Origin of the sequence: Tepidanaerobacter syntrophicus, from assembly GCF_001485475.2 — a bacterium.
Lineage (GTDB): Bacteria > Bacillota > Thermosediminibacteria > Thermosediminibacterales > Tepidanaerobacteraceae > Tepidanaerobacter > Tepidanaerobacter syntrophicus.
Genome location: NZ_DF977000.1, coordinates 54,698 through 79,000, shown reverse-complemented (window position 1 = coordinate 79,000; position 24,303 = coordinate 54,698). Strand labels below are relative to the sequence as shown.

Annotated in this window: 26 protein-coding genes; 24 read left to right on the top strand and 2 right to left on the bottom strand. The window is 40.7% G+C overall.

The window, feature by feature from the left end; genetic code table 11:
* Nucleotides 1-38: 38 nt before the first annotated feature.
* The 3 genes from TSYNT_RS03555 to TSYNT_RS03545 all read left to right on the top strand — a co-directional run bounded on the left by TSYNT_RS03555 (nucleotide 39) and on the right by TSYNT_RS03545 (nucleotide 4,209).
* A complete protein-coding gene (locus TSYNT_RS03555; RefSeq protein ID WP_059031784.1) occupies nucleotides 39-980 on the top strand; it encodes a Ppx/GppA phosphatase family protein in 942 nt (313 codons plus the stop codon).
* A gap of 271 nt (nucleotides 981-1,251) precedes the next feature.
* Entirely contained in the window at nucleotides 1,252-3,195 is a 1,944-nt protein-coding gene (locus TSYNT_RS03550) for an NAD(P)/FAD-dependent oxidoreductase (protein WP_059031782.1), read from the top strand.
* A 228-nt stretch (nucleotides 3,196-3,423) separates the two neighbouring features.
* Complete coding sequence (locus tag TSYNT_RS03545; protein WP_059031779.1) at nucleotides 3,424-4,209, top strand: sulfite exporter TauE/SafE family protein; 786 nt, start codon at nucleotides 3,424-3,426, stop codon at nucleotides 4,207-4,209.
* A 12-nt stretch (nucleotides 4,210-4,221) separates the two neighbouring features.
* On the opposite strand, the gene TSYNT_RS03540 is transcribed toward TSYNT_RS03545, so the two are convergent.
* Nucleotides 4,222-4,992, bottom strand: a complete 771-nt coding sequence (locus tag TSYNT_RS03540) for an ABC transporter permease (RefSeq protein WP_059031778.1) — start codon at nucleotides 4,990-4,992, stop codon at nucleotides 4,222-4,224.
* Nucleotides 4,989-5,645 carry an ABC transporter ATP-binding protein gene (locus TSYNT_RS03535; RefSeq protein ID WP_059031777.1) on the bottom strand — a complete coding sequence of 219 codons (657 nt, stop codon included), beginning with the start codon at nucleotides 5,643-5,645 and terminating at the stop codon, nucleotides 4,989-4,991. The genes TSYNT_RS03540 and TSYNT_RS03535 overlap by 4 nt, the downstream gene beginning before the upstream one ends.
* 327 nt (nucleotides 5,646-5,972) lie before the next feature.
* On the opposite strand from TSYNT_RS03535, the gene rpoB reads away from it, so the two are divergent.
* From rpoB to rplE, 21 genes are all read left to right on the top strand, one after another.
* A complete protein-coding gene (gene rpoB / locus TSYNT_RS03530; protein ID WP_059031776.1) occupies nucleotides 5,973-9,632 on the top strand; it encodes a DNA-directed RNA polymerase subunit beta in 3,660 nt (1,219 codons plus the stop codon).
* Between the two features lie 56 nt (nucleotides 9,633-9,688).
* Nucleotides 9,689-13,243 (top strand): DNA-directed RNA polymerase subunit beta', encoded by a 3,555-nt coding sequence (rpoC, locus tag TSYNT_RS03525; RefSeq protein ID WP_059031775.1) that lies wholly within the window; start codon nucleotides 9,689-9,691, stop codon nucleotides 13,241-13,243.
* A 62-nt stretch (nucleotides 13,244-13,305) separates the two neighbouring features.
* A complete protein-coding gene (locus TSYNT_RS03520) occupies nucleotides 13,306-13,554 on the top strand; it encodes a L7Ae/L30e/S12e/Gadd45 family ribosomal protein (RefSeq protein WP_059031774.1) in 249 nt (82 codons plus the stop codon).
* A gap of 79 nt (nucleotides 13,555-13,633) precedes the next feature.
* Nucleotides 13,634-14,011, top strand: a complete 378-nt coding sequence (gene rpsL / locus TSYNT_RS03515) for a 30S ribosomal protein S12 (protein ID WP_059031773.1) — start codon at nucleotides 13,634-13,636, stop codon at nucleotides 14,009-14,011.
* A 19-nt stretch (nucleotides 14,012-14,030) separates the two neighbouring features.
* Nucleotides 14,031-14,501, top strand: a complete 471-nt coding sequence (gene rpsG / locus TSYNT_RS03510; protein WP_059031772.1) for a 30S ribosomal protein S7 — start codon at nucleotides 14,031-14,033, stop codon at nucleotides 14,499-14,501.
* A gap of 48 nt (nucleotides 14,502-14,549) precedes the next feature.
* Nucleotides 14,550-16,616 carry an elongation factor G gene (fusA, locus tag TSYNT_RS03505; protein ID WP_059031771.1) on the top strand — a complete coding sequence of 689 codons (2,067 nt, stop codon included), beginning with the start codon at nucleotides 14,550-14,552 and terminating at the stop codon, nucleotides 16,614-16,616.
* A 47-nt stretch (nucleotides 16,617-16,663) separates the two neighbouring features.
* Nucleotides 16,664-17,869, top strand: coding sequence for an elongation factor Tu (gene tuf / locus TSYNT_RS03500; protein WP_059031770.1), 1,206 nt, complete (start codon nucleotides 16,664-16,666; stop codon nucleotides 17,867-17,869).
* Between the two features lie 43 nt (nucleotides 17,870-17,912).
* Nucleotides 17,913-18,221, top strand: coding sequence for a 30S ribosomal protein S10 (gene rpsJ / locus TSYNT_RS03495; protein ID WP_059031769.1), 309 nt, complete (start codon nucleotides 17,913-17,915; stop codon nucleotides 18,219-18,221).
* A 21-nt stretch (nucleotides 18,222-18,242) separates the two neighbouring features.
* Nucleotides 18,243-18,875, top strand: coding sequence for a 50S ribosomal protein L3 (gene rplC / locus TSYNT_RS03490; RefSeq protein ID WP_059032317.1), 633 nt, complete (start codon nucleotides 18,243-18,245; stop codon nucleotides 18,873-18,875).
* 19 nt (nucleotides 18,876-18,894) lie between these two features.
* The gene (gene rplD, locus TSYNT_RS03485; protein WP_059031768.1) at nucleotides 18,895-19,521 is read left to right on the top strand and encodes a 50S ribosomal protein L4; all 627 of its coding nucleotides are present in this window, start codon (nucleotides 18,895-18,897) and stop codon (nucleotides 19,519-19,521) included.
* Nucleotides 19,518-19,808: a 50S ribosomal protein L23 gene (rplW, locus tag TSYNT_RS03480; RefSeq protein ID WP_059031767.1), complete on the top strand. Its 291-nt coding sequence runs from the start codon at nucleotides 19,518-19,520 to the stop codon at nucleotides 19,806-19,808. Before rplD ends, rplW begins: the two co-directional genes overlap by 4 nt.
* Before the next feature lie 50 nt (nucleotides 19,809-19,858).
* The gene (gene rplB / locus TSYNT_RS03475) at nucleotides 19,859-20,686 is read left to right on the top strand and encodes a 50S ribosomal protein L2 (RefSeq protein WP_059031766.1); all 828 of its coding nucleotides are present in this window, start codon (nucleotides 19,859-19,861) and stop codon (nucleotides 20,684-20,686) included.
* A gap of 15 nt (nucleotides 20,687-20,701) precedes the next feature.
* The gene (gene rpsS, locus TSYNT_RS03470) at nucleotides 20,702-20,986 is read left to right on the top strand and encodes a 30S ribosomal protein S19 (RefSeq protein WP_059031765.1); all 285 of its coding nucleotides are present in this window, start codon (nucleotides 20,702-20,704) and stop codon (nucleotides 20,984-20,986) included.
* 51 nt (nucleotides 20,987-21,037) lie between these two features.
* Complete coding sequence (gene rplV / locus TSYNT_RS03465) at nucleotides 21,038-21,376, top strand: 50S ribosomal protein L22 (RefSeq protein WP_083497634.1); 339 nt, start codon at nucleotides 21,038-21,040, stop codon at nucleotides 21,374-21,376.
* 3 nt (nucleotides 21,377-21,379) lie between these two features.
* Nucleotides 21,380-22,069 (top strand): 30S ribosomal protein S3, encoded by a 690-nt coding sequence (gene rpsC / locus TSYNT_RS03460; protein WP_059031763.1) that lies wholly within the window; start codon nucleotides 21,380-21,382, stop codon nucleotides 22,067-22,069.
* On the top strand, nucleotides 22,041-22,475 hold the full coding sequence (rplP, locus tag TSYNT_RS03455; protein WP_059031762.1) for a 50S ribosomal protein L16: 435 nt from the start codon (nucleotides 22,041-22,043) through the stop codon (nucleotides 22,473-22,475). Before rpsC ends, rplP begins: the two co-directional genes overlap by 29 nt.
* Entirely contained in the window at nucleotides 22,465-22,680 is a 216-nt protein-coding gene (gene rpmC / locus TSYNT_RS03450; protein WP_059031761.1) for a 50S ribosomal protein L29, read from the top strand. Before rplP ends, rpmC begins: the two co-directional genes overlap by 11 nt.
* Before the next feature lie 19 nt (nucleotides 22,681-22,699).
* On the top strand, nucleotides 22,700-22,960 hold the full coding sequence (gene rpsQ, locus TSYNT_RS03445) for a 30S ribosomal protein S17 (RefSeq protein ID WP_059031760.1): 261 nt from the start codon (nucleotides 22,700-22,702) through the stop codon (nucleotides 22,958-22,960).
* Between the two features lie 18 nt (nucleotides 22,961-22,978).
* Nucleotides 22,979-23,347, top strand: coding sequence for a 50S ribosomal protein L14 (gene rplN, locus TSYNT_RS03440; protein ID WP_059031759.1), 369 nt, complete (start codon nucleotides 22,979-22,981; stop codon nucleotides 23,345-23,347).
* Nucleotides 23,348-23,409: 62 nt separating this feature from the next.
* Nucleotides 23,410-23,733, top strand: coding sequence for a 50S ribosomal protein L24 (gene rplX, locus TSYNT_RS03435; protein WP_059031758.1), 324 nt, complete (start codon nucleotides 23,410-23,412; stop codon nucleotides 23,731-23,733).
* Nucleotides 23,734-23,752: 19 nt separating this feature from the next.
* Nucleotides 23,753-24,289 carry a 50S ribosomal protein L5 gene (gene rplE, locus TSYNT_RS03430; RefSeq protein WP_059031757.1) on the top strand — a complete coding sequence of 179 codons (537 nt, stop codon included), beginning with the start codon at nucleotides 23,753-23,755 and terminating at the stop codon, nucleotides 24,287-24,289.
* Nucleotides 24,290-24,303: the final 14 nt, after the last annotated feature.

Here is a 24,303-nt window from a genome sequence, read left to right as displayed (position 1 = left end):
TTATCAAGATTATATTTTATTTGGGAAGGAATTAATTTATGAGGGCTGCAGTGATAGACCTGGGCTCTAATTCAATAAGATTGCTGGTGGCGGATATCTCTTCCAAGGGCGAGGTTATTCCTGTGGCAAGAGATCTCATAACTACGCGTCTTGGCCGAGGAGTAAATCAAAACAATATACTTGATGAAAAGTCAATAAGCGATACTGTCTCAGCCCTTGTAAATTTTCGAAATAAGGCAAAATCCCTCGGAAGTGAAAGGATTTTTGCTTTTGGGACAAGCGCTCTCAGAGAAGCATCTAATAGCAGCGCACTTTTAGAAAAGACAAAAGAAATAGGAATTAATGTAGAAATTCTTTCAGGAGAGCGAGAAGCTCTCTTGTCGTTTTTTGGAGCAAGGCTAGGACTTAAAACAGTTGAAGTTTCTTTGGTAATAGATATAGGCGGAAACTCAACGGAATTTGTTTTAGGCGACGATGAAAAGATAGAAAAAGCCGAGAGCTTGCCTATCGGAGCAGTCAGATGGACACAGAAGTATATAAAGTCAGATCCGCCTGCTTTTAACGAAATTGCCCAAGCTCGCAAACAAATTGACCTGATGATAAAGGATTTTGCCGATTATTTTAAGAAAGTTAAAGAAAGCAAAGAAGTAACTGTTATTGGAGTAGGCGGAACCTTAACAACCCTTGCTGCTGTCGCACAAGAACTGGAGGTTTACGATTCTAATAAAGTTCATGGATATGTGTTAAATAAGCAGACTATTGATGACATATTTTTAAAACTGCTTTTTAAAACATCAGAAGAAAGACTAAAGGTTAAAGGCCTTATGCCGCAGAGAGCCGATATTATTACAGCAGGAGTTTTAATAGCCAAATCAATCATGGAAGATTTTAATATTAGCCAAATTACAGTAAGCGAATCAGATATCATGGAAGCTTATCTTGTAGAAAATCTTGAATTACGCACGGACTCATCTGTTTAGTCAAACATTTGGATTATCTTTTTATTATCAACTTAATAAAACGAAAAATGCTCAGATTCATACAAACTATAAAAGCCCAAAAGTCTATTATTTGCGGTAAATCCCATGTAATCAGACAATGTAGGGCTTTTTGTGTTATAAAACTTACAAAAAGGGGTGATGTAAAACTAACGAAAAATAGCGCAAAGATTTAAAGGTTTAGTTCGGACTTCATGGTTTAAACAGATTCAAGTTTTAAAGGCCAATGAAAAGATTATAAGGAGGTCTTATCATGAAGTATCCAAAACTTTTTGAACCGGCAAATATTGGATCTATGACTTTGAAGAACCGTATTGTTCTTTCACCTTTACATGCCAATTTTACTGTATGCGATAAGTACACTGATAGATTTGTTAAGTATTATGAAGAAAGAGCCAAAGGTGGGGCGGGTTTAATAATTACCGCGCATATAAAAGCTGAGAAAGATATCGATCCTTATCCAAAAACTTTTGGTTATCCCATATTTGATTCTGCCGCAGAAATAAAATATTTTACCGACCTTACTGAAACTGTTCATAAATATGGAACAAAAATAGCAATTGAACTTTCACCGGGGACAGGCCGCATAGCAGATGAACCTCTTCCTGATAAGAGGCCGGTAGGCCCTTCGGAAATACCACTTCTAACAATGCCTGACGTAAAAACAAGGGAACTGACAAAAGATGAAATTAAACAGCTTGTTAAATCCTACGGAAAAGCTGCAGGTCTTGCTAAAGCGGCAGGATTTGATGCAATTTATGTTCATTTTCTGGCGTATTTAGGAGATCAGTTCCTCTCATCTTGCTGGAACCATAGACAAGACGAATACGGTGGAAGCCTTGAAAATCGCATGAGATTTCTACTAGAATGTATTGAAAGTGTACGTGCAAATGTTGGAGATGATTTTCCACTTATTGTTGGGATAGCTCTAGATCATGGATTTGCCGGGGGAAGAGAACTGGAAGAAACAATTGAAATCGCTAAAAGGCTTGAGCCACTGAACATTGGTGCGCTACATCTTAGACGAGGTTCCTATGATGCAATGAGCCTTCTTATTCCAACACCTTATGTTAAAGATGGAATTGCCGTGGATTATGCATATGAGGTAAAGAAGGCAGTGAATATCCCTATTATTGTAGATGGAAAACTGCCGAATGCTGCATACTGCGAAAAGCTCTTAGAAGAAGGTAAAACAGATTTTGTAGGAATAGCTCGCCAATTTGTAACAGATCCATACTGGCCAAAAAAGGCCAAAGCCGGAAAAGAAGATGACATTCTTCCCTGCATTCGCTGCGTTCAGTGTATAAATCGAGTATTTTTCTCTAAATCCTCTGCTTGCAGCGTTAACCCACAATTTGGGCGCGAATTCGAAGGGCCTCTTCCGAAAACAAAGGAACCAAAGCAAGTTCTTGTAGCCGGAGCCGGTCCTGCAGGAATGACAGTGGCTAAGTTCTTGGCTGAAAGAGGCCACAGCGTGATTCTTGCTGAAAAAAGCGGTGAGCTAGGCGGCCATTTGATAGAAGCAGCAGTTCCCGCATACAAAAAAGAAACAGCAGCTTATTTAAGATGGCTCAAAAAACAAGTAGAAGAAAATCCAAATGTAGATATAAGATTAAATACAGAAGTTACGCCCGAATTCGTGTCATCTGTGAGACCTGATGCGGTAGTAGTATGCACAGGGTCGGCGCCATATGTTCCGGCAGTGCCTGGAATTGATAGGAGCAATGTAAAGCTTGCAACAAATCTTTTAGTAAATTATAAGGATGAAGAAGTAGGAGACAAAATTGTCATTGTAGGCGCGGGGCTAGTAGGATGTGAGACAGCGCTGTTTCTTAAAGAACAAGGCAAGAAAGATATTACTTTAGTGGATATGCTGCCTGAAGTGGCCCAAGACGTTATTTACCTTGCAAGACTATCACTTTTAGAGAAATTGCAAGAAGAACAAATTAACAGTAGGACAGGCCTGAAATTAAAAGAAATTATACCGGAAGGAATCATCGTAGAGAATGAAAAAGGAGAAACTCAAACTATAAATGCTGACACAGTGATAATTGCTACTGGCTTGACATCTGACAACAAGCTTTATGAGAGCCTAAAAGATGAAACGGAAGAAATATATGCTATAGGCGACTGCATAAGCCCGAGAAAGTTTATAGATGCAGTGCAAGAAGCTTATGCAATTGCAAAGATTATTTAAGAAACATAGCAAGCTTTAAAATCAATAAATAATTAAATTACCCCCATAGGCAATATAGCGCTTATGGGGGTAATTTAATAAAAGACTTGAATTTTTTAATGATTATCTAAAAATGTTTTTAAATCTTGACATCTTGAAAATCAAGTTATAGAATTTTTTTACCTCATTTATAAAACTTATCAGAATAATATAAAACTTATCAGAATAAAGGAGATGTCATTTTCGAGTATGGTGTCTTATTTCTTTGCTATAGTTGTTGGTATAATTACAGGAATTATTACAAGTCTCATAGGCGCAAGCGGCGTCATGGTGGTTGTGCCGGCTTTGACGATGCTTTTTCATGTTAACACGCATGCCGCAATTGGGACGAGCCTATTTGTAGATGTTATCGCTTCTCTTACCGTATCATACAATTATTTTAAAAATGGAAATGTAGACCTTAGAGCAGGAGCATGGATTGCTGTTTCATCGATTGCCGGAGCCCAACTGGGCGCCATGTTTGCAAGCCAAATTAACGAAGGCTCTTTATCGTCTCTCTTTGGGATTTTCCTTTTGATTTCAGGAATTATGATGTTAAGCAGAAGCAGCAAAAATGAGGGCGGCACTGAAAAAGAGGCTGAAAAGAGAGCACTTCGTTTTAAAAAAAGATGGCAACAGATAGTTTTGGCAGTGATAGTCGGAATCGGTATAGGTATTATAAGCGGCATATTTGGGGCCGGAGGCGGAGTAATGATTCTTCTGGCATTAATAATTATAATGTCTTATCCACTTCATAAAGCCATAGGAACATCCACCCTTATAATGTCAATGACAGCTCTTTCTTCGACCATAGGTTACGCGGTGCGGGGCAATATCAATCTGATATTAGGATGCTTTTTAGCTATAGGTGCAGTTGCCGGCGGCACAGTTGGTAGTTTCTATGCGAACAAAGTAAATGAAAAAACTCTTCAAAAGATTGTAAGTGCAGTTTTTATCTGTCTTGGAGGCATGATGACACTTCTTGAGGTAATTTAAATTGAAATTGGACTATTTTATATAAATCAGTTGTTTTCTTTCATTGAAAAAGCCCCTATATGAAAGGTAACAAGCTATGAACGAAGATATTGACGTGGTAGAAAGCAGCATAAATGTTACCATTATCTGATATTTTATAGCTTCAAGAGGTGAAGTTCCTGCAAGAATCAACCCTGTCATCATTCCCGGAAGCGATACGATGCCCAGTGTCTTTGCGGAATCAATTGTCGGAAGCATACTGGTTTTTATGGATTCACGGATAATGTTAACAGAGGCAGGTAAAATATCAGCTCCAATTGATAATTTTGTTTCAATCTCATCCTGCTTGTTTTTAAAATCTGAAAGAAGCTGATTGTAACATAGACCTAATGCAACCATTGCGTTGCTTATAATCATTCCTCCTACAGGTATAATTTGATATGGCTGATAACGGATAGCACCGGAAAAAACGAGAATAATTAATGTAGCCATGGTGCCTGCCATAATCGATACAAAAGATATTACAAGGCCGTTTTTTATACCCTTTCCTCTCTTTGATGCATTATATGCTGCGTTAAATGCCATAAAAATGAGTAAAAGAGTTGTGAATAAAGGACTTTGCAGGCCAAAGATATATTCCAAGACATATCCCACTGCGACAAGTTGAACTATTGCTCTTATTACACTAATAATGATTTCTTTTTCGAGTTTGAGTTTTTGCCAATAAGAAAAAAAGACAGTTACCATAACAAGGGATGATGCTATAAAAAGCGAAGGAATGCTTATGTTGGCTGAAGAGTTCATTTTAAAACCTCCAATGATTTTATTTTACCTGCCTCTATATAAAGAAGTTTATTTGCAAATTTGCGGCTTTGTTCAGGATTATGAGTTACCCAAAAAATTGCAGTATTCTCCTTGTTCAGCGAGACTATAATATTTTCTACAATTTTTGTGTTCTCAGGATCAAGGGCAGATGTTACTTCATCTAAAAGAAGTATTTCAGGCTTAAACAGTAAAGCACGAATAAGGGCTATCCTCTGCTTTTCACCGCCCGAAAGAACATTAACCCTTTTACTTAAATAATCTGTAGACATTTTAAACATGGAGAAAATCTTGCTGATTTTTTCCATATCAGTTTTAAGTCCCCTTATTTGAAAGGGAAATTTAATATTGTCCATGACAGTATCCGGAAAAAGACAAGGAATTTGAGAACAATAAATTATTTTTTTCCGAAGTTCAGTAGGCTCATATTCGTTTAAATCCTTATTATTATATAAAATGGTGCCATAAGTTGGGCTTATCAGATGATTACATAGCTTTAATAAGGTGGTTTTTCCGCTTCCTGAAGGCCCGACAATTGAAATATAATCTCCCTCTTCAGCAATAAATGAAATATGATCTAAGATTTTATCATTTCCACTTTCAAAACTTACGTCTATAAATTCAATAAGCGACAAGCAAAACACTTTCCTTTCAATAAAATTTTTACGAAAACGACAAATTCAACTTATAAAAAACCAAAAAATTACTTGACATCTTGCTAAAGTCCGGATTGACAGTATTGCAATAATGTGATATCATAATAAACTGCATAATAATCGTTACATGCAAAAACTATGCCAAATATTTACTTTTAAAAATGATTTGGACGCGAGTTTAAAAATAAAAAAGTAAATCATAATAAAGTAAATCATAATTAATATACACTATTTTACTATAAAAACCAAAAGCAACAATCAAACAGCTTTTGGCTATTTTTACTTATAAAAAGGAGAGAAGGAAACTTGGTTAAACCTATTTCCGTAGGCAATCGCACCCGATGGAGCTACTCGAAAATTAATGAAGTTATGGAGATGCCTGATTTAATCGAAATTCAGCGAGATTCGTACCAATGGTTCTTGGATGAAGGACTTGCAGAAGTGTTTCGCGATGTATCACCGATTGAAGATTTTACGGGCAACTTAGTACTTGAATTTATTGATTATCAGCTTGAAAGCACGCCTAAGTATTCTGAAGATGAATGCCGTGAAAGAGATGTTACTTACGCTGTTCCCCTTAAAGTCAAAGTCAGATTAATAAATAAGGAAACAGGCGAAGTTAAAGAGCAAGAAGTTTTTATGGGGGATTTCCCTATAATGACAGAAAACGGCACCTTTATTATTAACGGTGCAGAACGAGTCATCGTAAGCCAGCTTGTCCGGTCTCCCGGCGTGTATTTTAACAGCCAGCGAGACAAAAACGGCAAAGAATTATTTTCCGGAACAGTTATGCCCAATAGAGGTGCATGGCTGGAACTTGAGCAAGATGCAAATGAAGTCCTTTATGTTCGTGTGGATAGAACCCGTAAAATGCCGGTTACAGTTCTTATCAGAGCTTTAGGATACGGAACAAATGCTCAAATACTAGAACTGCTAGGCGAAGATGAGAAAATCCTAAGGACATTTGAAAAAGACAGCACCGAAAATCAAAACGAAGCTCTAATTGAAATATATAAACGTTTAAGACCCGGTGAGCCGCCAACCGTAGAAAACGCAAAGGCATTACTTGATTCGCTTTTTTTTGATCCAAAAAGGTATGATTTAGCAAAAGTTGGCCGATATAAATTCAATAAAAAATTAAGATTAAGAGATCGAATCATTGGAAAAATAAGCGGCGAAGATATAGAAAATCCTCAGACAGGTGAAATAGTCCTTAAAAAAGGCGAAAAGATAACTAGAGAGAAAGCAGAGCTTTTAGAGTCTTTGCGCATAAAAGAACTAAAAATAGAATTGCCTCCTGACTATGGAGAAGCTAAGGCGCAAGGCGAATATCATCCAAAGATTGTAAAGGTTATAAGTAATGGATATTCAGAAGAAAGCTGCCCTGAAGGCCATAGATCTGAAAAGCATATAACAATTGAAGATATTATAGCCTCTGTCAATTACTTTATAAATTTACCCTATAAAGTTGGGAACGTAGATGATATAGACCATCTTGGAAATAGACGACTAAGGTCTGTAGGCGAATTATTGCAGAATCAATTTCGCATAGGCCTTGCCAGAATGGAACGAGTGGTTAAAGAACGTATGACTATACAGGATGTGGATACTATTACACCTCAAGGCCTTATAAATATTCGCCCTGTTGTAGCAGCTATAAAAGAATTTTTTGGCAGCAGCCAGCTTTCACAATTCATGGATCAGACGAACCCTCTTGCTGAACTTACACACAAGCGTAGACTCAGTGCCCTTGGACCCGGAGGCTTAAGCCGCGATAGAGCAGGTTTTGAAGTGCGAGACGTGCACCACTCTCACTATGGCCGTATGTGTCCTATAGAAACCCCTGAAGGACCTAATATCGGTTTAATTGGTTCTCTTAGTACATTTGCCAGAGTAAACCAGTATGGCTTTATTGAGACACCTTACCGAAAGGTTGACAAGGAACGGGGCATTGTTACAGACAAAATTGACTACCTTACAGCTGATGAAGAAGACCTTTATATTATAGCCCAGGCAAATGCTCCCTTAGATGAAGAAGGACACTTTGTAGAGAAAAAGATCATTGCAAGATATGCAGACGAGAATATCATTGTATCCCCCGAAGAAGTAGACTATATGGACGTCTCCCCGAAACAGCTTGTTTCAGTTGCAACAGCCCTTATTCCGTTCCTAGAACATGATGATGCTAATCGAGCTTTAATGGGTTCTAACATGCAGCGCCAGGCAGTGCCGCTTTTAATACCGGAAGCACCTTTTGTGGGAACAGGTATAGAGCATAAAGTCGCCATGGATTCTGGAGTAATGATTCTGGCGAAAAACAGCGGTGTTGTAGAAAGAGTCACAGGAAGAGAAATTGTAGTGCGGCGTGACAGCGATAAAGGCTTAGATGTATACAAAGTTCATAAATTTATAAGATCAAATCAAGGTACCTGTATAAATCAAAGACCCATCGTAAAGCGAGGGGAAAGAGTGGAAAAACGCCAGCCTATAGCTGACGGCCCCTCAACTGACCATGGTGAATTAGCATTAGGGCGCAATGTACTTGTGGCTTTTATGCCTTGGGAAGGTTACAATTACGAAGATGCTATATTATTATCTGAACGGCTCGTAAAAGATGATGTATTTACTTCAATTCATATTGAACAGTATGAAGCTGAATCTCGCGATACAAAACTAGGTCCCGAAGAAATCACAAGAGATATTCCCAATGTTGGCGAAGATGCACTAAAAGATTTAGATGAGCGGGGAATTATAAGAATAGGTGCAGAAGTTCAGGCAGGCGACATATTAGTCGGAAAAGTTACACCGAAAGGCGAAACTGAACTTACGGCGGAAGAACGACTTTTGAGGGCTATCTTTGGTGAGAAAGCTAGAGAAGTAAGAGATACATCCCTGAGAGTCCCTCATGGTGAGTATGGTATTGTTGTGGACGTTAAAATCTTTACCCGGGAAAACAACGATGAACTTTCTCCTGGTGTCAACGAACTTGTAAGAGTTTATATTGCCCAAAAGCGAAAAATATCTGAAGGAGACAAAATGGCAGGACGTCATGGAAACAAAGGTGTTATTTCAAGGATATTACCTGCAGAGGACATGCCTTTTCTCCCGGACGGAACGCCGATAGATATTGTATTGAATCCTTTAGGAGTGCCTTCGCGTATGAACATAGGCCAGGTGCTTGAAACCCATCTGGGATGGGCGGCTAGAGCCCTCGGATGGTATGTGGCTACACCTGTTTTTGATGGTGCACAAGAAGAAGAGATATTTGAGACTTTAAGAAAAGCAAATCTTACAGAAGACGGAAAAGTAGAATTGCGGGATGGAAGAACAGGTCTTCCTTTTGACAGGCGGGTAACCGTAGGTTATATGTATATGCTTAAACTTGCCCACTTGGTAGACGACAAAATTCATGCTCGTTCTACAGGCCCCTATTCACTGGTCACTCAGCAGCCACTGGGAGGAAAAGCTCAGTTTGGCGGTCAGAGATTTGGAGAAATGGAAGTTTGGGCACTAGAAGCCTATGGCTCAAGCTACACGCTGCAGGAAATGCTTACGGTGAAATCAGACGATGTTACAGGACGTGTGAAGACATACGAAGCTATTGTAAAAGGCGAAAATGTGCCTGAGCCGGGCATACCGGAATCGTTCAAAGTCTTAATAAAAGAGCTTCAGTCTTTGGCACTTGATGTAAGGATTTTGTCAGAAGATGCCGGAGAAATTCAGCTCAAAGAAGATGACGACGAAGAGGAAGAAGAAGCTCCTATGGATATAAATTTAGAAGGCTTGGAAAGCGAAGAAAAGCTTGTAGGGGCAACTACAGGCATAATGAGCATAAGAAGTGGCAGTACAACCGATGATAAATACGATGACTACACAGACGACGAAGATGAAGATGAAGAAGATGAGGATATGGATGATTTCATAAGCCTTAATATCGAAGATGAAGACGATGACGATGATGAATAGAGTGGTTGGCTGGGAATTTTAAGACCCTAACCAAGAGTGAAGGGAGAGAATAATTATTGGAACTCAATGAATTTGATTCCATAAAAATCGGCCTTGCCTCACCGGAACAAATCAGAGCATGGTCTAAAGGTGAAGTGAAAAAGCCGGAGACCATTAACTATAGAACTCTTAAGCCGGAAAAAGACGGGCTGTTTTGCGAACGTATTTTTGGACCTGTAAAAGATTGGGAATGTCATTGCGGAAAATATAAGAGAATTAGATATAAAGGTGTCATTTGCGACCGCTGCGGAGTTGAAGTTACAAAATCAAAGGTCCGCCGTGAAAGAATGGGACATATTGAACTGGCGGCACCGGTATCTCATATATGGTTTTTGAAAGGAATACCGAGCCGCATAGGATTAATCCTAGATATGTCGCCTAGAGCGTTGGAAAAGATCATTTATTTTGCTTCATATGTAGTTACAAATGCCGGCGATACTCCTTTGATGAAAAAACAATTGTTAAACGAGAAAGAGTATCGAGAATTTAGGGATAAATACGGCGACAGTTTTAGAGCTGCAATGGGGGCCGAAGCTGTAAGAGAGCTTCTTTCAGAAATAGATTGCGAAAAGCTTTCGAAAGAGCTTCGATCAGAGCTAAAGGATGCTACGGGACAAAAAAGGGTAAAGATTTTAAGACGGTTGGAAGTAGTTGAGGCATTTAAAAAATCAGGCAATAAGCCTGAATGGATGATTTTAGATGTTGTACCTGTAATTCCGCCTGACCTAAGACCGATGGTGCAGCTTGACGGCGGACGCTTTGCCACATCAGATTTAAATGACTTATACAGAAGAGTCATTAATAGAAATAACCGGCTTAAAAGACTTTTAGATCTTGGAGCTCCTGATATTATAGTAAGAAATGAAAAAAGAATGCTTCAAGAAGCTGTAGATGCTCTAATTGACAACGGCAGACGAGGCCGGCCGGTTACAGGACCCGGAAACAGACCATTAAAGTCATTGAGCGATATGCTCAAAGGCAAGCAGGGCAGATTCAGGCAAAATCTTTTGGGCAAGCGTGTTGACTATTCGGGAAGATCTGTTATCGTAGTCGGTCCGGAACTAAAACTTTATCAATGCGGTCTTCCAAAGGAAATGGCACTTGAACTTTTTAAACCTTTTGTGATGAAGAAATTAGTTACAGACGGTTTTGCTCATAACATAAAAAGCGCAAAACGCATGGTAGAACGTGTAAGACCTGAGGTTTGGGATGTTCTCGAGGACATTATAAAAGAGCATCCGGTGCTTTTAAACAGGGCTCCTACTCTGCACCGCTTAGGAATTCAGGCGTTCGAACCGGTGCTGGTGGAAGGCAGAGCAATACAGATACATCCACTGGTATGCACTGCATACAATGCTGACTTTGATGGAGACCAGATGGCTGTTCATTTGCCTCTTTCAGCAGAAGCTCAGGCAGAAGCGCGGGTTTTGATGCTTTCTATAAATAATATACTAAAGCCTCAAGACGGCAAACCGGTTGTAACACCTACTCAGGATATGGTTTTAGGCTCCTATTATCTTACAATAGAAAGACCAGGAGAAAAGGGCGAAGGCAGATTTTTCTCAAGTCCTGAAGAGACAGTGCTTGCCTATGAAATGGGAGAAATAGGCCTACATGCAATAGTGAATGTTAGAATCAAAAGAAATATTAATGGTATAGAGCGCCATAAGATTATAAAAACTACAGCCGGACGCTTAATATTTAATGAAGGCATACCCCAAGATTTAGGTTATGTAGACAGAACAAAGGAAGAAAATTTGTTTGAACCGGAGCTTAATACACTTGTAGATAAAAGCAAATTAGGAGATATAATTGAGCGCTGCTATCGCCTTCACGGCACAACTGTTACAGCTCAAGTTCTTGATAAAATAAAAAAGAAAGGCTTTGATTATGCAACAAAAGCCGGCATAACCATCGGTATTTCAGATATAGAGGTTCCAAAAGAGAAAGAAGAAATCTTAGCAGAAGCTGATAAGAAAGTAGAACAGGTTGAACAGCTATATAGAAAAGGTCTTATTTCTGAAGAAGAGCGCTATGAAAACGTGCTTAATATCTGGAGCGAGGCTACTGAAAAAGTAACAGATGCTCTTATGAATTCCCTTGACCGGTTTAACCCGCTGTATATGATGGCAAATTCAGGCGCTCGAGGCAATAAGCAGCAGATAAGACAGCTGGCAGGAATGCGAGGTCTTATGGCAGACCCGTCAGGCAGAATAATCGACCTTCCAATCAAGGCTAATTTTAGAGAAGGCTTAACTGTTCTTGAGTATTTTATATCGACACATGGAGCACGAAAAGGCTTAGCAGATACAGCTTTAAGAACGGCAGACTCAGGTTATCTAACCAGAAGGCTTGTAGATGTGAGCCAGGATGTTATAGTAAGAGAAACTGACTGCGGCACAACCGAAGGAATAGTAGTAAAGGCAATCAAAGACGGCAGCGGAGTTATAGAAGGCCTTAAAGAACGAATTGAAGGTCGGTATGCCGCCGAAGATGTAAAAGACCCACAAACCGGCGAGATTTTAGTAGCTGCCGATGAACTTATAACTGAAAGCATAGCAAATCGCATTATTAATGCAGGGATAAAGGAGCTTAAGATTCGTTCAGTTCTTACTTGTAGGACAAGACACGGGGTGTGCGTGAAGTGCTATGGCAAGAATATGGCTACAGGTAAGCCTGTAGATATTGGAGAGTCTGTAGGAATAATTGCCGCACAGTCCATCGGTGAACCCGGCACCCAGCTTACTATGAGGACGTTCCATACTGGTGGTGTCGCAGGGCAGGACATTACCCAGGGTCTACCTCGTGTAGAAGAATTGTTTGAAGCACGCAAACCTAAAGGTCAAGCTGTAATAAGTGAAGTTAGCGGCACAGTTAAAATAGTTGAAAGCAAGAAAAAGAGGGAAGTAGAAGTTACTACAAGCACCGGCGAGACCAAAACATATACCGTGCCCTATGGAGCACGCCTTACTGTAGAAAATGGGGATGTAATCGAAGCCGGCGATGAACTTTGTGAAGGCTCTGTAAACCCTCACGATATATTGAAGATAAAAGGCGTAAGAGGAGTTCAAACTTATCTTTTGCAGGAAGTGCTTAAGGTTTATAGACTTCAGGGCGTAGATATTAACGATAAGCATATCGAAGTAATTATCCGGCAGATGCTAAGAAAAATAAAAGTAGAAAAGCCCGGCGATACAGATCTTCTGCCAGGCGAGCTCATAGACATCTTTGAGTTTGAGGAGCTGAATAACGAAATGATAAGCGCCGGCAAAGCACCTGCAGAAGGCAAACGTGTGTTATTGGGTATTACTAAGGCATCTCTTGCTACTGATTCTTTCCTTTCTGCCGCTTCGTTCCAAGAAACTACAAGAGTTTTAACAGATGCGGCTATCAAGGGAAAGACGGATTCACTTCTTGGCCTTAAAGAAAATGTAATTCTCGGCAAGCTTATACCTGCAGGAACAGGAATGAATTGCTACAAAAATATAAAAATTCATACACCTGACGAAAAGTCGGAAGATGAAATTTCTGCAACTAAAGAGGATTTGCTTATTGACAGCCGAAATCTATGATGGTAGAATATTAAAGTGTGTCTTTGGCTCTCTTTTATAAATGAAAAAGAGGAGGGCACAAAATGCTGGAAGAACTGAAAAAAGCCCCCAAAAAAACTATAGGGACAAAGCAGACATTAAAAGCCATTGAAAAAAACCAGGTAAAAGTTGTTTTCATAGCTGAAGATGCTGAAGAACATGTTGTATCAGGACTTAGAGAAATATGCAAAGAAAAAGGCATTGAGGTTATACCTGTCGCTACTATGAAAGAATTGGGGGAAGCCTGTGGAATTCAGGTAGGGGCAGCCTCTGCTGCAATCTTAAATTTATGACCGGTTGTATTTAAGATGCCCCTATAAAAGCGGGGGCATCTTTTTTACATTAATTTAATCTACGGAAGGAGGTGCCGGATTGCCAACCATAAACCAGCTGGTAAGAAAAGGAAGAAAAAAGGTAGAATACAAGTCAGCAGCTCCTGCTCTCAAGGGTTGTCCTCAAAAGCGAGGAGTATGTACAGTTGTTAAAACTACTACACCAAAGAAACCTAACTCAGCACTGAGAAAGATTGCAAGGGTTAGACTTACAAACGGTATTGAGGTCACAGCATACATCCCGGGCATTGGCCATAACCTGCAAGAGCACTCGGTTGTATTGCTCAGAGGAGGCAGGGTCAAAGACCTTCCTGGTGTCAGATATCATATTATCCGCGGAACCCTTGATGCCGCAGGTGTTGCGGATCGCAGACAAGGTAGGTCTCTTTATGGGGCTAAAAGGCCCAAGAAAAAATAATCAGTGAAGGAGGGATATAATGCCAAGACGTGGCCATATATTTCGAAGACCAGTTCAAGAAGATCCTCTTTATGGAGACAAACTGGTAACAAAACTTATAAATAAAGTAATGTATGACGGCAAGAAAGGTGTGGCTCAGAAAAACTGCTATCTTGCATTTGATATTATCAGGCAGAAAACAGGAAAAGATCCAATAGAAGTTTTTCAAGAAGCCATGAAGAATGTAATGCCTGTCCTTGAAGTAAGGCCAAGGAGAGTCGGAGGAGCTACCTATCAGGTGCCTTCTGATGTAAGACAGGAAAGAAGACTCACACTTGGAATCCGCTGGATAGTTGACTATGCACGCAAGCGCAATGAGCGAACCATGGCAGAAAGATTGGCCGGAGAGATCATGGATGCAGCTAATAATGTAGGCGGAGCAGTTAAAAAGAGGGAAGAAACCCATAAAATGGCTGAGGCAAACAAAGCCTTTGCGCATTACAGGTGGTAACCGGCTGCTGAACAGCAAGGACGTGGCATATGAAAGGAGTGTAATATTGTGCCTAGGCAAATTACATTAGATAAAATTAGAAATATAGGTATCATGGCACATATAGATGCCGGTAAAACCACAACGACTGAAAGAATCCTTTTTTACACCGGCAAAGTTCATAAAATGGGAGAAACTCACGAAGGATCAGCTGTAATGGATTGGATGGCTCAAGAACAGGAAAGAGGAATCACCATAACATCAGCTGCAACGACGTGTTTATGGAAAGGTCATCGTATAAATATTATCGATACGCCAGGGCACGTGGACTTTACGGTAGAAGTAGAAAGGTCTTTGCGAGTTCTAGACGGTTCAGTGGCTGTTTTTTGTGCAAAGGGAGGCGTAGAGCCTCAATCGGAAACAGTATGGCGTCAAGCCGATAAATATAGAGTTCCGAGAATTGCTTATGTAAACAAAATGGATATAATGGGAGCAGATTTTGAAAACGTTATATCCATGATGAAGGAAAGGCTTGGAGCCGTGCCGGTTCCTATCCAGATACCTATAGGCAGTGAAGACAATTTTAGAGGTATTGTAGATTTAGTACATCAAAAAGCCTATATATTTAAAAATGAAATGGGCACTGAAATAGAAGAAGACGAAATACCGGAAGAAATTAAAGATAAGGCAAAGCTATACCGGGATAAGATGTTAGAAGCATTATCTGATGTTGATGACGAGCTGATGATGAAATATCTCGAAGGTGAAGAAATAGAAGACGAAGAGATACGCCGAGCTATAAGAAAAGGATGCGTAGAAGTTAAATTTACTCCTGTGCTCTGCGGTTCTTCATATAGAAATAAAGGCGTTCAGCAGCTATTAGATGCGATAATATATTATTTGCCTTCGCCTCTTGACATACCGGCAGTAAAAGGTATAGATCCTTTAACAGGCGAAGAAATAGAAAGACATCCAAGCGATGATGAGCCGTTTTCGGCATTGGCTTTCAAGATTGTAAGCGATCCATATGTAGGAAAGCTCACGTATTTTAGAGTGTATTCCGGCACCCTTAAGGCCGGCTCATACGTCTACAATTCAACAAAGAATAAGAAAGAGCGGGTAGGCCGCATTCTGTTTATGCATGCAAATCACCGCCAAGACGTGGAAGAAGTAATGACAGGAGATATTGCGGCGGCTGTAGGCTTTAAGGATACTACAACAGGAGATACCTTATGCAGCGAAGAACACCCAATTCTCCTAGAGTCTATGCAGTTTCCTGAACCGGTTATCCGCGTAGCGATTGAGCCAAAGACTAAAGCAGACCAAGATAAAATGGGTATTGCCCTGCAGAAGCTTGCTGAAGAAGATCCTACATTCAAAACATACACTGATCAAGAGACAGGTCAAACCATTATAGCCGGTATGGGAGAACTTCACTTGGAAATAATAGTCGATAGGATGATGAGGGAATTTAAGGTAGAAGCTAGTGTAGGCAAACCGCAGGTAGCTTACAAAGAAACTATACGTAAATCGGTTAAATCCGAGGGCAAATTTGTAAGACAGTCAGGCGGCCGCGGTCAGTATGGCCATGTTTGGCTGGAACTTGAACCGCTTGAGCCTGGCAAAGGATATGAATTTGTCAACAAGATTGTAGGCGGCGTGATTCCGAAGGAATTTATTCCTGCAGTTGATCAAGGTGTACAGGAGGCTCTTACAAGCGGTGTGCTGGCAGGATATCCTGTAGTTGATGTAAGAGTTACGCTTTTTGATGGTTCCTACCATGAAGTCGACTCATCTGAAATGGCATTCAAAATAGCCGCTTCAATAGCTTTTAAAGAAGGTATGAAGAAAGCGGATCCGGTTCTTCTAGAACCTATAATGAAGGTGGAAGTAGTAGTGCCGGATGAATATTTAGGCGATGTTATAGGAGATATAAATTCCAGAAGAGGACAGATTGAGGGCATTGAGCCTAGAGCAGGCGCTCAAATAGTTCATGCATATGTGCCTCTTTCGGAAATGTTTGGATATGCCACCGACTTAAGGTCGAAGACTCAAGGACGAGGCATATATACCATGCAATTTTCACACTATGCTGAAGTTCCCAAGAGTATAGCAGATACTATAATTAACAAGTAATGATTAGATTATAAAATAAAATTATCTAATATCTAAGGAGGATAACCATGGCAAAGCAAAAATATGAAAGAAAAAAGCCCCATATTAATATAGGGACAATAGGTCACGTAGACCACGGCAAAACAACTCTTACCGCAGCAATAACAAAGGTTTTATCTGATGCGGGACTTTCAAACTTCGTAGACTACAGCAATATAGACAAAGCTCCTGAAGAAAGAGAGCGTGGAATAACGATTGCAATATCCCACGTGGAATATGAAACAGAAAAACGCCACTATGCCCACGTGGACTGCCCGGGCCATGCTGACTATGTAAAGAACATGATAACAGGCGCAGCCCAGATGGACGGAGCAATACTTGTAGTATCGGCAGCTGACGGCCCAATGCCTCAGACAAGAGAGCATATACTTCTTGCCCGTCAGGTAGGCGTCCCCTACATCGTAGTCTTTTTAAACAAGACCGACATGGTAGATGACGAAGAATTAATAGAATTAGTTGAAATGGAAGTAAGAGAGCTCTTAACCGAATACGGATTTCCCGGAGACGAAATACCCATAGTAAAGGGTTCAGCCTTAAAAGCATTAGAGTGCGGCTGCGGCAAAAGAGACTGCAAGTGGTGCGGCCCCATATGGGAGCTTATAGATACCATAGATACCTATATACCCACACCCCAGCGTGAAGTAGACAAACCCTTCCTCATGCCTATAGAAGACGTATTTACCATCACAGGAAGAGGCACCGTTGTAACAGGAAGAGTTGAAAGAGGAACAGTTAAGGTAGGAGACGAAGTTGAAATCGTAGGCCTTGCCGAAGAGACAAGAAAGACAGTGGTAACAGGCCTTGAGATGTTCAGAAAGCTCCTTGATACCGCAGAAGCCGGAGACAACGTAGGAGTTCTTCTTCGCGGCATAAACAGAGACGAAGTTGAAAGAGGAATGGTCCTTGCAAAACCCGGCAGCATTAAACCCCACACCAAATTTAAAGGTCAGGTTTATGTTCTAAAGAAAGAAGAAGGCGGAAGACATACTCCCTTCTTTAACGGCTATCGTCCTCAGTTCTACTTCAGGACAACCGACGTCACAGGAACAATCAAGCTTCCTGAAGGCACAGAGATGGTAATGCCCGGAGACAACGTAGTAATGGACATAGAGCTAATAGCTCCTATAGCCATCGAACCCGGACTTAGATTTGCTATCCGTGAAGGTGGAAGAACAGTTGGAGCAGGTGTAGTAACAGAGGTAATCGAGAACTAAATAATACGCAAACAATAAATCCGAATGCAAGGAGGGAAGCAAGATGGCCCATCAAAAGATAAGAATTCGTCTGAAGGCTTTTGACCATGAGATACTTGACCAATCAGCAAAAAAAATAATCGAGACGGCCAAACGAACCGGGGCCAAAGTATCGGGGCCTATACCTTTACCTACGGACCGCAGTATAGTGACTATACTTCGGGCTCCACACAAGTATAAGGATGCCCGAGAACAGTTTGAATCCAGAACTCACAAGAGACTAATAGACATTCAGCAACCTAATCAAAAAACGGTTGATGCCCTTATGAGACTGGACTTGCCGGCAGGAGTCGATATAGAGATAAAGCTGTAGCAACAGGAGGTGATTGTGATGATTTCAAAAGCCATTTTAGGTAAGAAACTTGGCATGACCCAAATCTTTAATGAAACAGGTGAAGCTTTGCCGGTAACACTTATTGAAGCGGGACCATGCCTGGTAATTCAAAAGAAAACCGTTGAAAACGATGGCTACACTGCAATTAAAGTAGGTTATGAAGATATTAAAGAAAGAACACTAAATAAGCCGGAAAAAGGCGAATTTGTAAAGAATCAGCTGAAATTTAAAAGATATATTAAAGAATTCAAGATTAAAGATGCAGCAAAATATAATGTAGGCGATGAAATAAAAGCAGATATTTTTCAACCCGGCGAAAAAGTAGATGTTACGGGTATATCCAAGGGAAAGGGTTTTGCAGGTGGAGTAAAGCGCTGGAATTTTAACCGAGGCCCCATGGGGCATGGCTCCATGTACCACCGCAGACCAGGTTCCGGAGGCGCCACTGATCCTGCAAGAGTATTTAAAGGAAATAAGAGACCCGGGCACATGGGAGCAGAAAAAACTACAGTGCAAAATTTAGAAATTGTAAAAGTTATCCCGGAAAAAAATATATTGGTTGTCAAGGGCTCTGTACCGGGAGCAAAAAAATCACTGCTATTTATAAAAAATACTGTAAAAAGCGGGAAATAATTAGGAAAGGAGGAGCCCAATGCCTAAAGTAAGCATGTTCAATACAAAAGGAGAGCAAGTAGGAGAGATTGAGCTTTCCGATGATATTTTCGGGGTTGAAGTCCGACCTGATATAATGCACAGGGCAGTTGTAAATTATCTTGCAAATCAAAGACAAGGAACATCAAGTACACTAACAAGAGCCGAAGTAGCCGGCGGTGGCAGAAAACCGTGGCGCCAAAAAGGCACCGGCAGAGCCCGCCATGGCAGTATAAGATCGCCTTTGTGGAGAAAGGGCGGTATAATCTTTGGGCCCAAGCCTCGTTCATATAAGGCTGCTATGCCAAAGAAGCTTAAAAGATTTGCACTAAAGTCAGCTCTTAGCGCAAAAGTTGTAGATAATGAACTTATAGTATTAGATGAGCTTTCCTTAGAAGCACCAAAAACAAAAGAAATGATTTCCATATTGAAAAATTTAAATGCAGACAAAAAAGCTCTAATAGTAATAGCCGGAAAAGATGAAAATGTGGAAAAATCTGCACGCAATCTTCCGACAGTTAAAACCACATATGTTAATACGCTGAACATATACGACATCCTAGATTATGACAACTTAATTATTACAAAAGAGGCAGCTGAGCTGGTAGAGGAGGTGTATGCAGGATGAAAGATCCGCATGACATCATTATAAAACCGCTCATTACAGAAAAAACCATGGATATGCAGCAGCAGAAAAAATATACGTTTGTGGTTGACAAAAGGTCAAATAAAACCGAGATAAAAAACGCATTAGAGTCTATATTCGGGGTGGAAGTTGCTAAAGTTAACACTGTAAATATGAGAGGCAAAATGAAAAGAATGGGCAGATTCGAAGGTAAGCGGCCCGATTGGAAGAAAGCCATAGTAACACTAACTGATAAGAGTAAAACAATTGAGTTCTTCGAATCCATGTAGCATAAAATGGCCACGAAGAGACTTAGCTTTACAGAGAAGGAGGGAATAATGTGGCTATAAAAAAGTTTAAACCTACCACACCCGGGCGCAGGTTTATGAGCGTTCCCACATTCGAGGAAATTACAAAAGTAGAACCTGAACGGTCATTGGTAGAAATTTTGAAGAATAAAGCCGGCCGCAACATGCAAGGCAGGGAAACTATAAGACATCGCGGCGGCGGCCACAAGCGTAAATATAGAATAATTGATTTCAAAAGAGATAAAGACGGCGTGCCGGCCAAGGTAGCAGGAATTGAGTACGATCCAAATCGCAGCGCTTATATTGCATTATTATCGTATGCAGACGGCGAAAAAAGGTATATTTTGGCCCCGGCCGGAGTTACAGTTGGAGATATTGTTCAGTCCGGTAAAGGCGCGGATATAAAGCCGGGCAATGCCTTAAATCTTGCAGACATACCTGTGGGAACTACAGTTCACAATATTGAGCTTATCCCGGGTAAGGGAGGCCAGATGGTAAGATCGGCCGGCACATCAGCCCAGCTCATGGCAAGAGAGAGCGGTATGGTGACCCTAAGATTGCCTTCAGGAGAAATGAGAATGGTTTCTGAACTGTGCCGAGCTACTGTTGGTCAAGTAGGAAACATTGAACATGAGAATATTTCTATTGGCAAAGCAGGTAGATCTCGCTGGATGAACAAAAGACCCCACGTGCGCGGTGTTGCCATGAACCCGGTGGATCATCCCCATGGCGGTGGCGAAGGTAAATCGCCTATTGGACGGAAGAGTCCTGTTACACCTTGGGGCAAACCGACCCTTGGCTACAAGACCAGAAAGAAAAATAAGGCTTCGGATAAATATATTGTCAAGCGCCGCAAGTAGAAGGGAGGTAATCTTATGAGTCGTTCAACAAAGAAGGGCCCTTTTGTAGATAAGAAGCTATTAGATAAAATTATTGAAATGAATCACAAAAGGGAGAAAAAGGTTATTAAAACCTGGTCCAGAGCTTCTACTATATTTCCTGAAATGGTGGGCCATACAATAGCGGTTCACGACGGAAAAAGGCATGTGCCTGTTTATATAACTGAGGACATGGTCGGCCACAAATTGGGTGAATTTGCGCCTACTAGAACTTTCAGGGGGCATGGGGCCCATACCGAAAAATCTACAGCACTTAAATAGATTGGTAAATTTTGAAAGGGTTATGACAAACCTTGCAAAGGAGGTATGAAAGTGGAAGCGAGGGCACGGGCAAGATATGTTAGAATTGCGCCTAGAAAAGTCAGGGTAGTTTTAGACCTTATTCGCGGAAAAAAAGTAGATGAAGCCTTGAGCATTTTGCAATTTACGCCTAAAGCGGCTTCAGAAACATTAGAGAAATTGCTTAAATCAGCGGCAGCAAATGCTGAAAATAATTTTGATATGGACAAAGATGCTTTATATATTGCTGAGTGTTATGCCGACCAAGGGCCAATTTTGAAGAGATTTCGTCCCAGAGCTCAGGGCAGAGCGGCATCTATACACAAAAAAACCAGCCATATAACTATAGTTCTTAAAGAAAAGGAGGGATAAATTTTGGGACAGAAGATACACCCTCATGGGTTGAGAGTCGGAATAATTAAAGATTGGGATTCAAAATGGTATACTAAGAAGGACTTTGCCGATCAGCTCCTTGAAGACTACAAAGTAAGAAAATATATTAAAAATAAGCTATTTACATCAGGCGTATCAAGGATCGAAATCGAAAGAGCAGCTAATCGCATAAGAATAACCATAAACACTGCAAAACCGGGCATGGTAATTGGCAGAGGCGGAAGCGGAGTAGATGAACTCAAAGGCGAGATAGAAAAAATGACCGGCAAACAGGTTTCTATAAATGTAATTGAAATTAAAAATCCTGATATGGATGCACAGCTCGTTGCTGAAAATATTGCTTCACAGTTGGAGCGACGCATATCTTTTAGAAGAGCTATGAAGCAAGCTATATCACGGGCCTTAAAGTCTGGGGCAAAGGGTATCAAAACAATGGTCAGCGGCAGACTCGGCGGTGCAGAAATTGCAAGGTCTGAGATGTATCACGAGGGGACCATTCCACTTCAAACTTTAAGAGCCGACATTGATTACGGTTTCGCTGAAGCCCATACTACTTATGGGAGAATAGGCGTTAAAGTTTGGATATATAAAGGCGAAGTCCTTCCAGTAAAGCATAATCCCGAGGAAGGGGGAGAAGTAAGCGATGTTAATGCCGAAGCGAGTGAAGTATAGAAAACAGCAGCGTGGAAGAATAAAAGGATACGCACATAAAGGTAATAAAGTGACATATGGCGAGTATGGGCTTCAAGCGTTAGAGCCGGCATGGATAACCAGTCAGCAAATAGAAGCGGCACGTGTTGCCATGACTCGTTTTATTAAAAGAGGCGGCAAAGTTTGGATAAAGGTATTTCCTGACAAGCCTGTTACAAAAAAACCTGCTGAAACACGTATGGGAAGCGGAAAAGGCTCACCTGAGATGTGGGTTGCAGTTGTAAAGCCGGGCCGTGTTATGTTTGAACTTGCCGGAGTATCGGAAGAAATTGCTAAAGAGGCCATGACACTTGCCTCTCACAAGTTGCCTATAAAAACAAGGATAGTAAAACGCTTAGAATTGGGCGGTGATTTAAATGAAGCTTAAGCAGATTCGCGACCTTAGCGATCAGGAATTATTAGAGAAAGAAAAGGACTTAAAGGGCGAACTGTTTAACCTCCGATTTCAGGCAGCCACCGGCCAGCTTGATAATCCTATGAGGATTCGCGAAGTAAGGAAAACTATAGCGCGGATAAAGACAGTCCTTACAGAAAGACAAAATGAAAAGCTAAGAATGGGCAGCCAAAAATGATTTAGAAGGAGGGATATAGGTGGCCGAACGTAAAAACCAGCGAAAAGTCCGGACCGGTGTAGTAGTAAGCGATAAAATGGATAAGACCATAACAGTTGCCGTAGAAAGACTGATGAGGCACCCACTATATGGGAAAACCATAAAAAGAACAAAGAAATTTAAGGCTCATGACGAAAATAACGAATGCAAAGTAGGCGACATTGTGACAATTATGGAAACAAGACCCTTAAGTCATGACAAACGCTGGAGATTGGTAAAAATTGTGAAAAAAGCCCAGTAGAGAAGGGAGGTTTTTGGCATGGTGCAAGTTCAGACAAGACTTAATGTGGCTGATAATACAGGTGCGAAAGAAATAATGTGTATACGAGTATTGGGCGGTTCAAAGCGCAAATTTGCATCTATCGGTGACGTTATTATAGCATCAGTTAAGAGTGCAACACCCGACGGCGTTGTTAAAAAAGGAGACGTCGTGAAGGCTGTTGTTGTAAGAACAAAAAAGGGATTACAACGCAAAGACGGTTCATATATAAGATTTGACGAAAATGCTGCAGTTATTATAAGCGATGACAAAAATCCTCGCGGTACACGTATATTTGGACCGGTTGCCAGAGAGCTTAGAGAAAAAGATTACATGAAAATTATTTCCTTAGCCCCGGAAGTGTTATGATATATTCTAGGAAAAGATAGAAGACCGCGAAACGCAAAGCTCGGTATGAGGAGGTGTGTTCTTTGGAAAAAGTCCATATAAAAAAGGGTGATACCGTTTACGTTCTATCGGGAAAAGATAAAGGTAAAAAAGGAAAAGTAATTAAAGTTTTTCCGAGAAAGAAAAGTGCCATAGTCGAGGGAGTGAATATGGCGACAAAGCACCAAAAGCCCACGGCCGGCATGCCTCAGGGCGGAATAATGAGGATGGAACTGCCTATAAGCACTTCGAAACTAATGCTTGTGTGCAATAAATGCAATAAACCTACCAGGTTTGGTCATACAATTCTTGCCGACGGATCAAAAGTTCGAGTATGCAAACGCTGCCAAGAGGTTATAGACAGATAGACAGGAAGGAGGTAGTCTCGTGTCAAGATTAAAGGATAAGTACTTAAATGAAGTTGTACCTGCGCTGATGCAAAGATTCAGTTATAAAAATATCATGGAAGTGCCCAGAGTCGAAAAGATTGTTATAAATATGGGTATCAATGATGCTCGTGAAAATGCAAAGGCAATTGAATCAGCTACCGGCGACTTAGCAATGATAACAGGCCAAAGACCTGTAGTCACAAAAGCCCGCAAGTCAATAGCGGCATTTAAATTGCGTGAAGGTATGCCTATAGGAGCTAAAGTTACCCTTCGAGGCCAGAAAATGTACGATTTTCTAGATAAACTTTTTAATATAAACCTTCCAAGAGTAAGGGATTTTAAGGGAGTATCTGCTGATGCTTTTGACGGTAGAGGAAACTATACCTTAGGAATCAGGGAGCAGCTGATATTTCCTGAAATTGATTATGATAAAATAGATCGCGTCAGAGGTATGGATATTACAATAGTAACTACGGCGAAAACTGATGAAGAGGCTCGGGAACTTTTAAAGCGTCTTGGTATGCCTTTTGCATAAACAGGAAGGAGGAA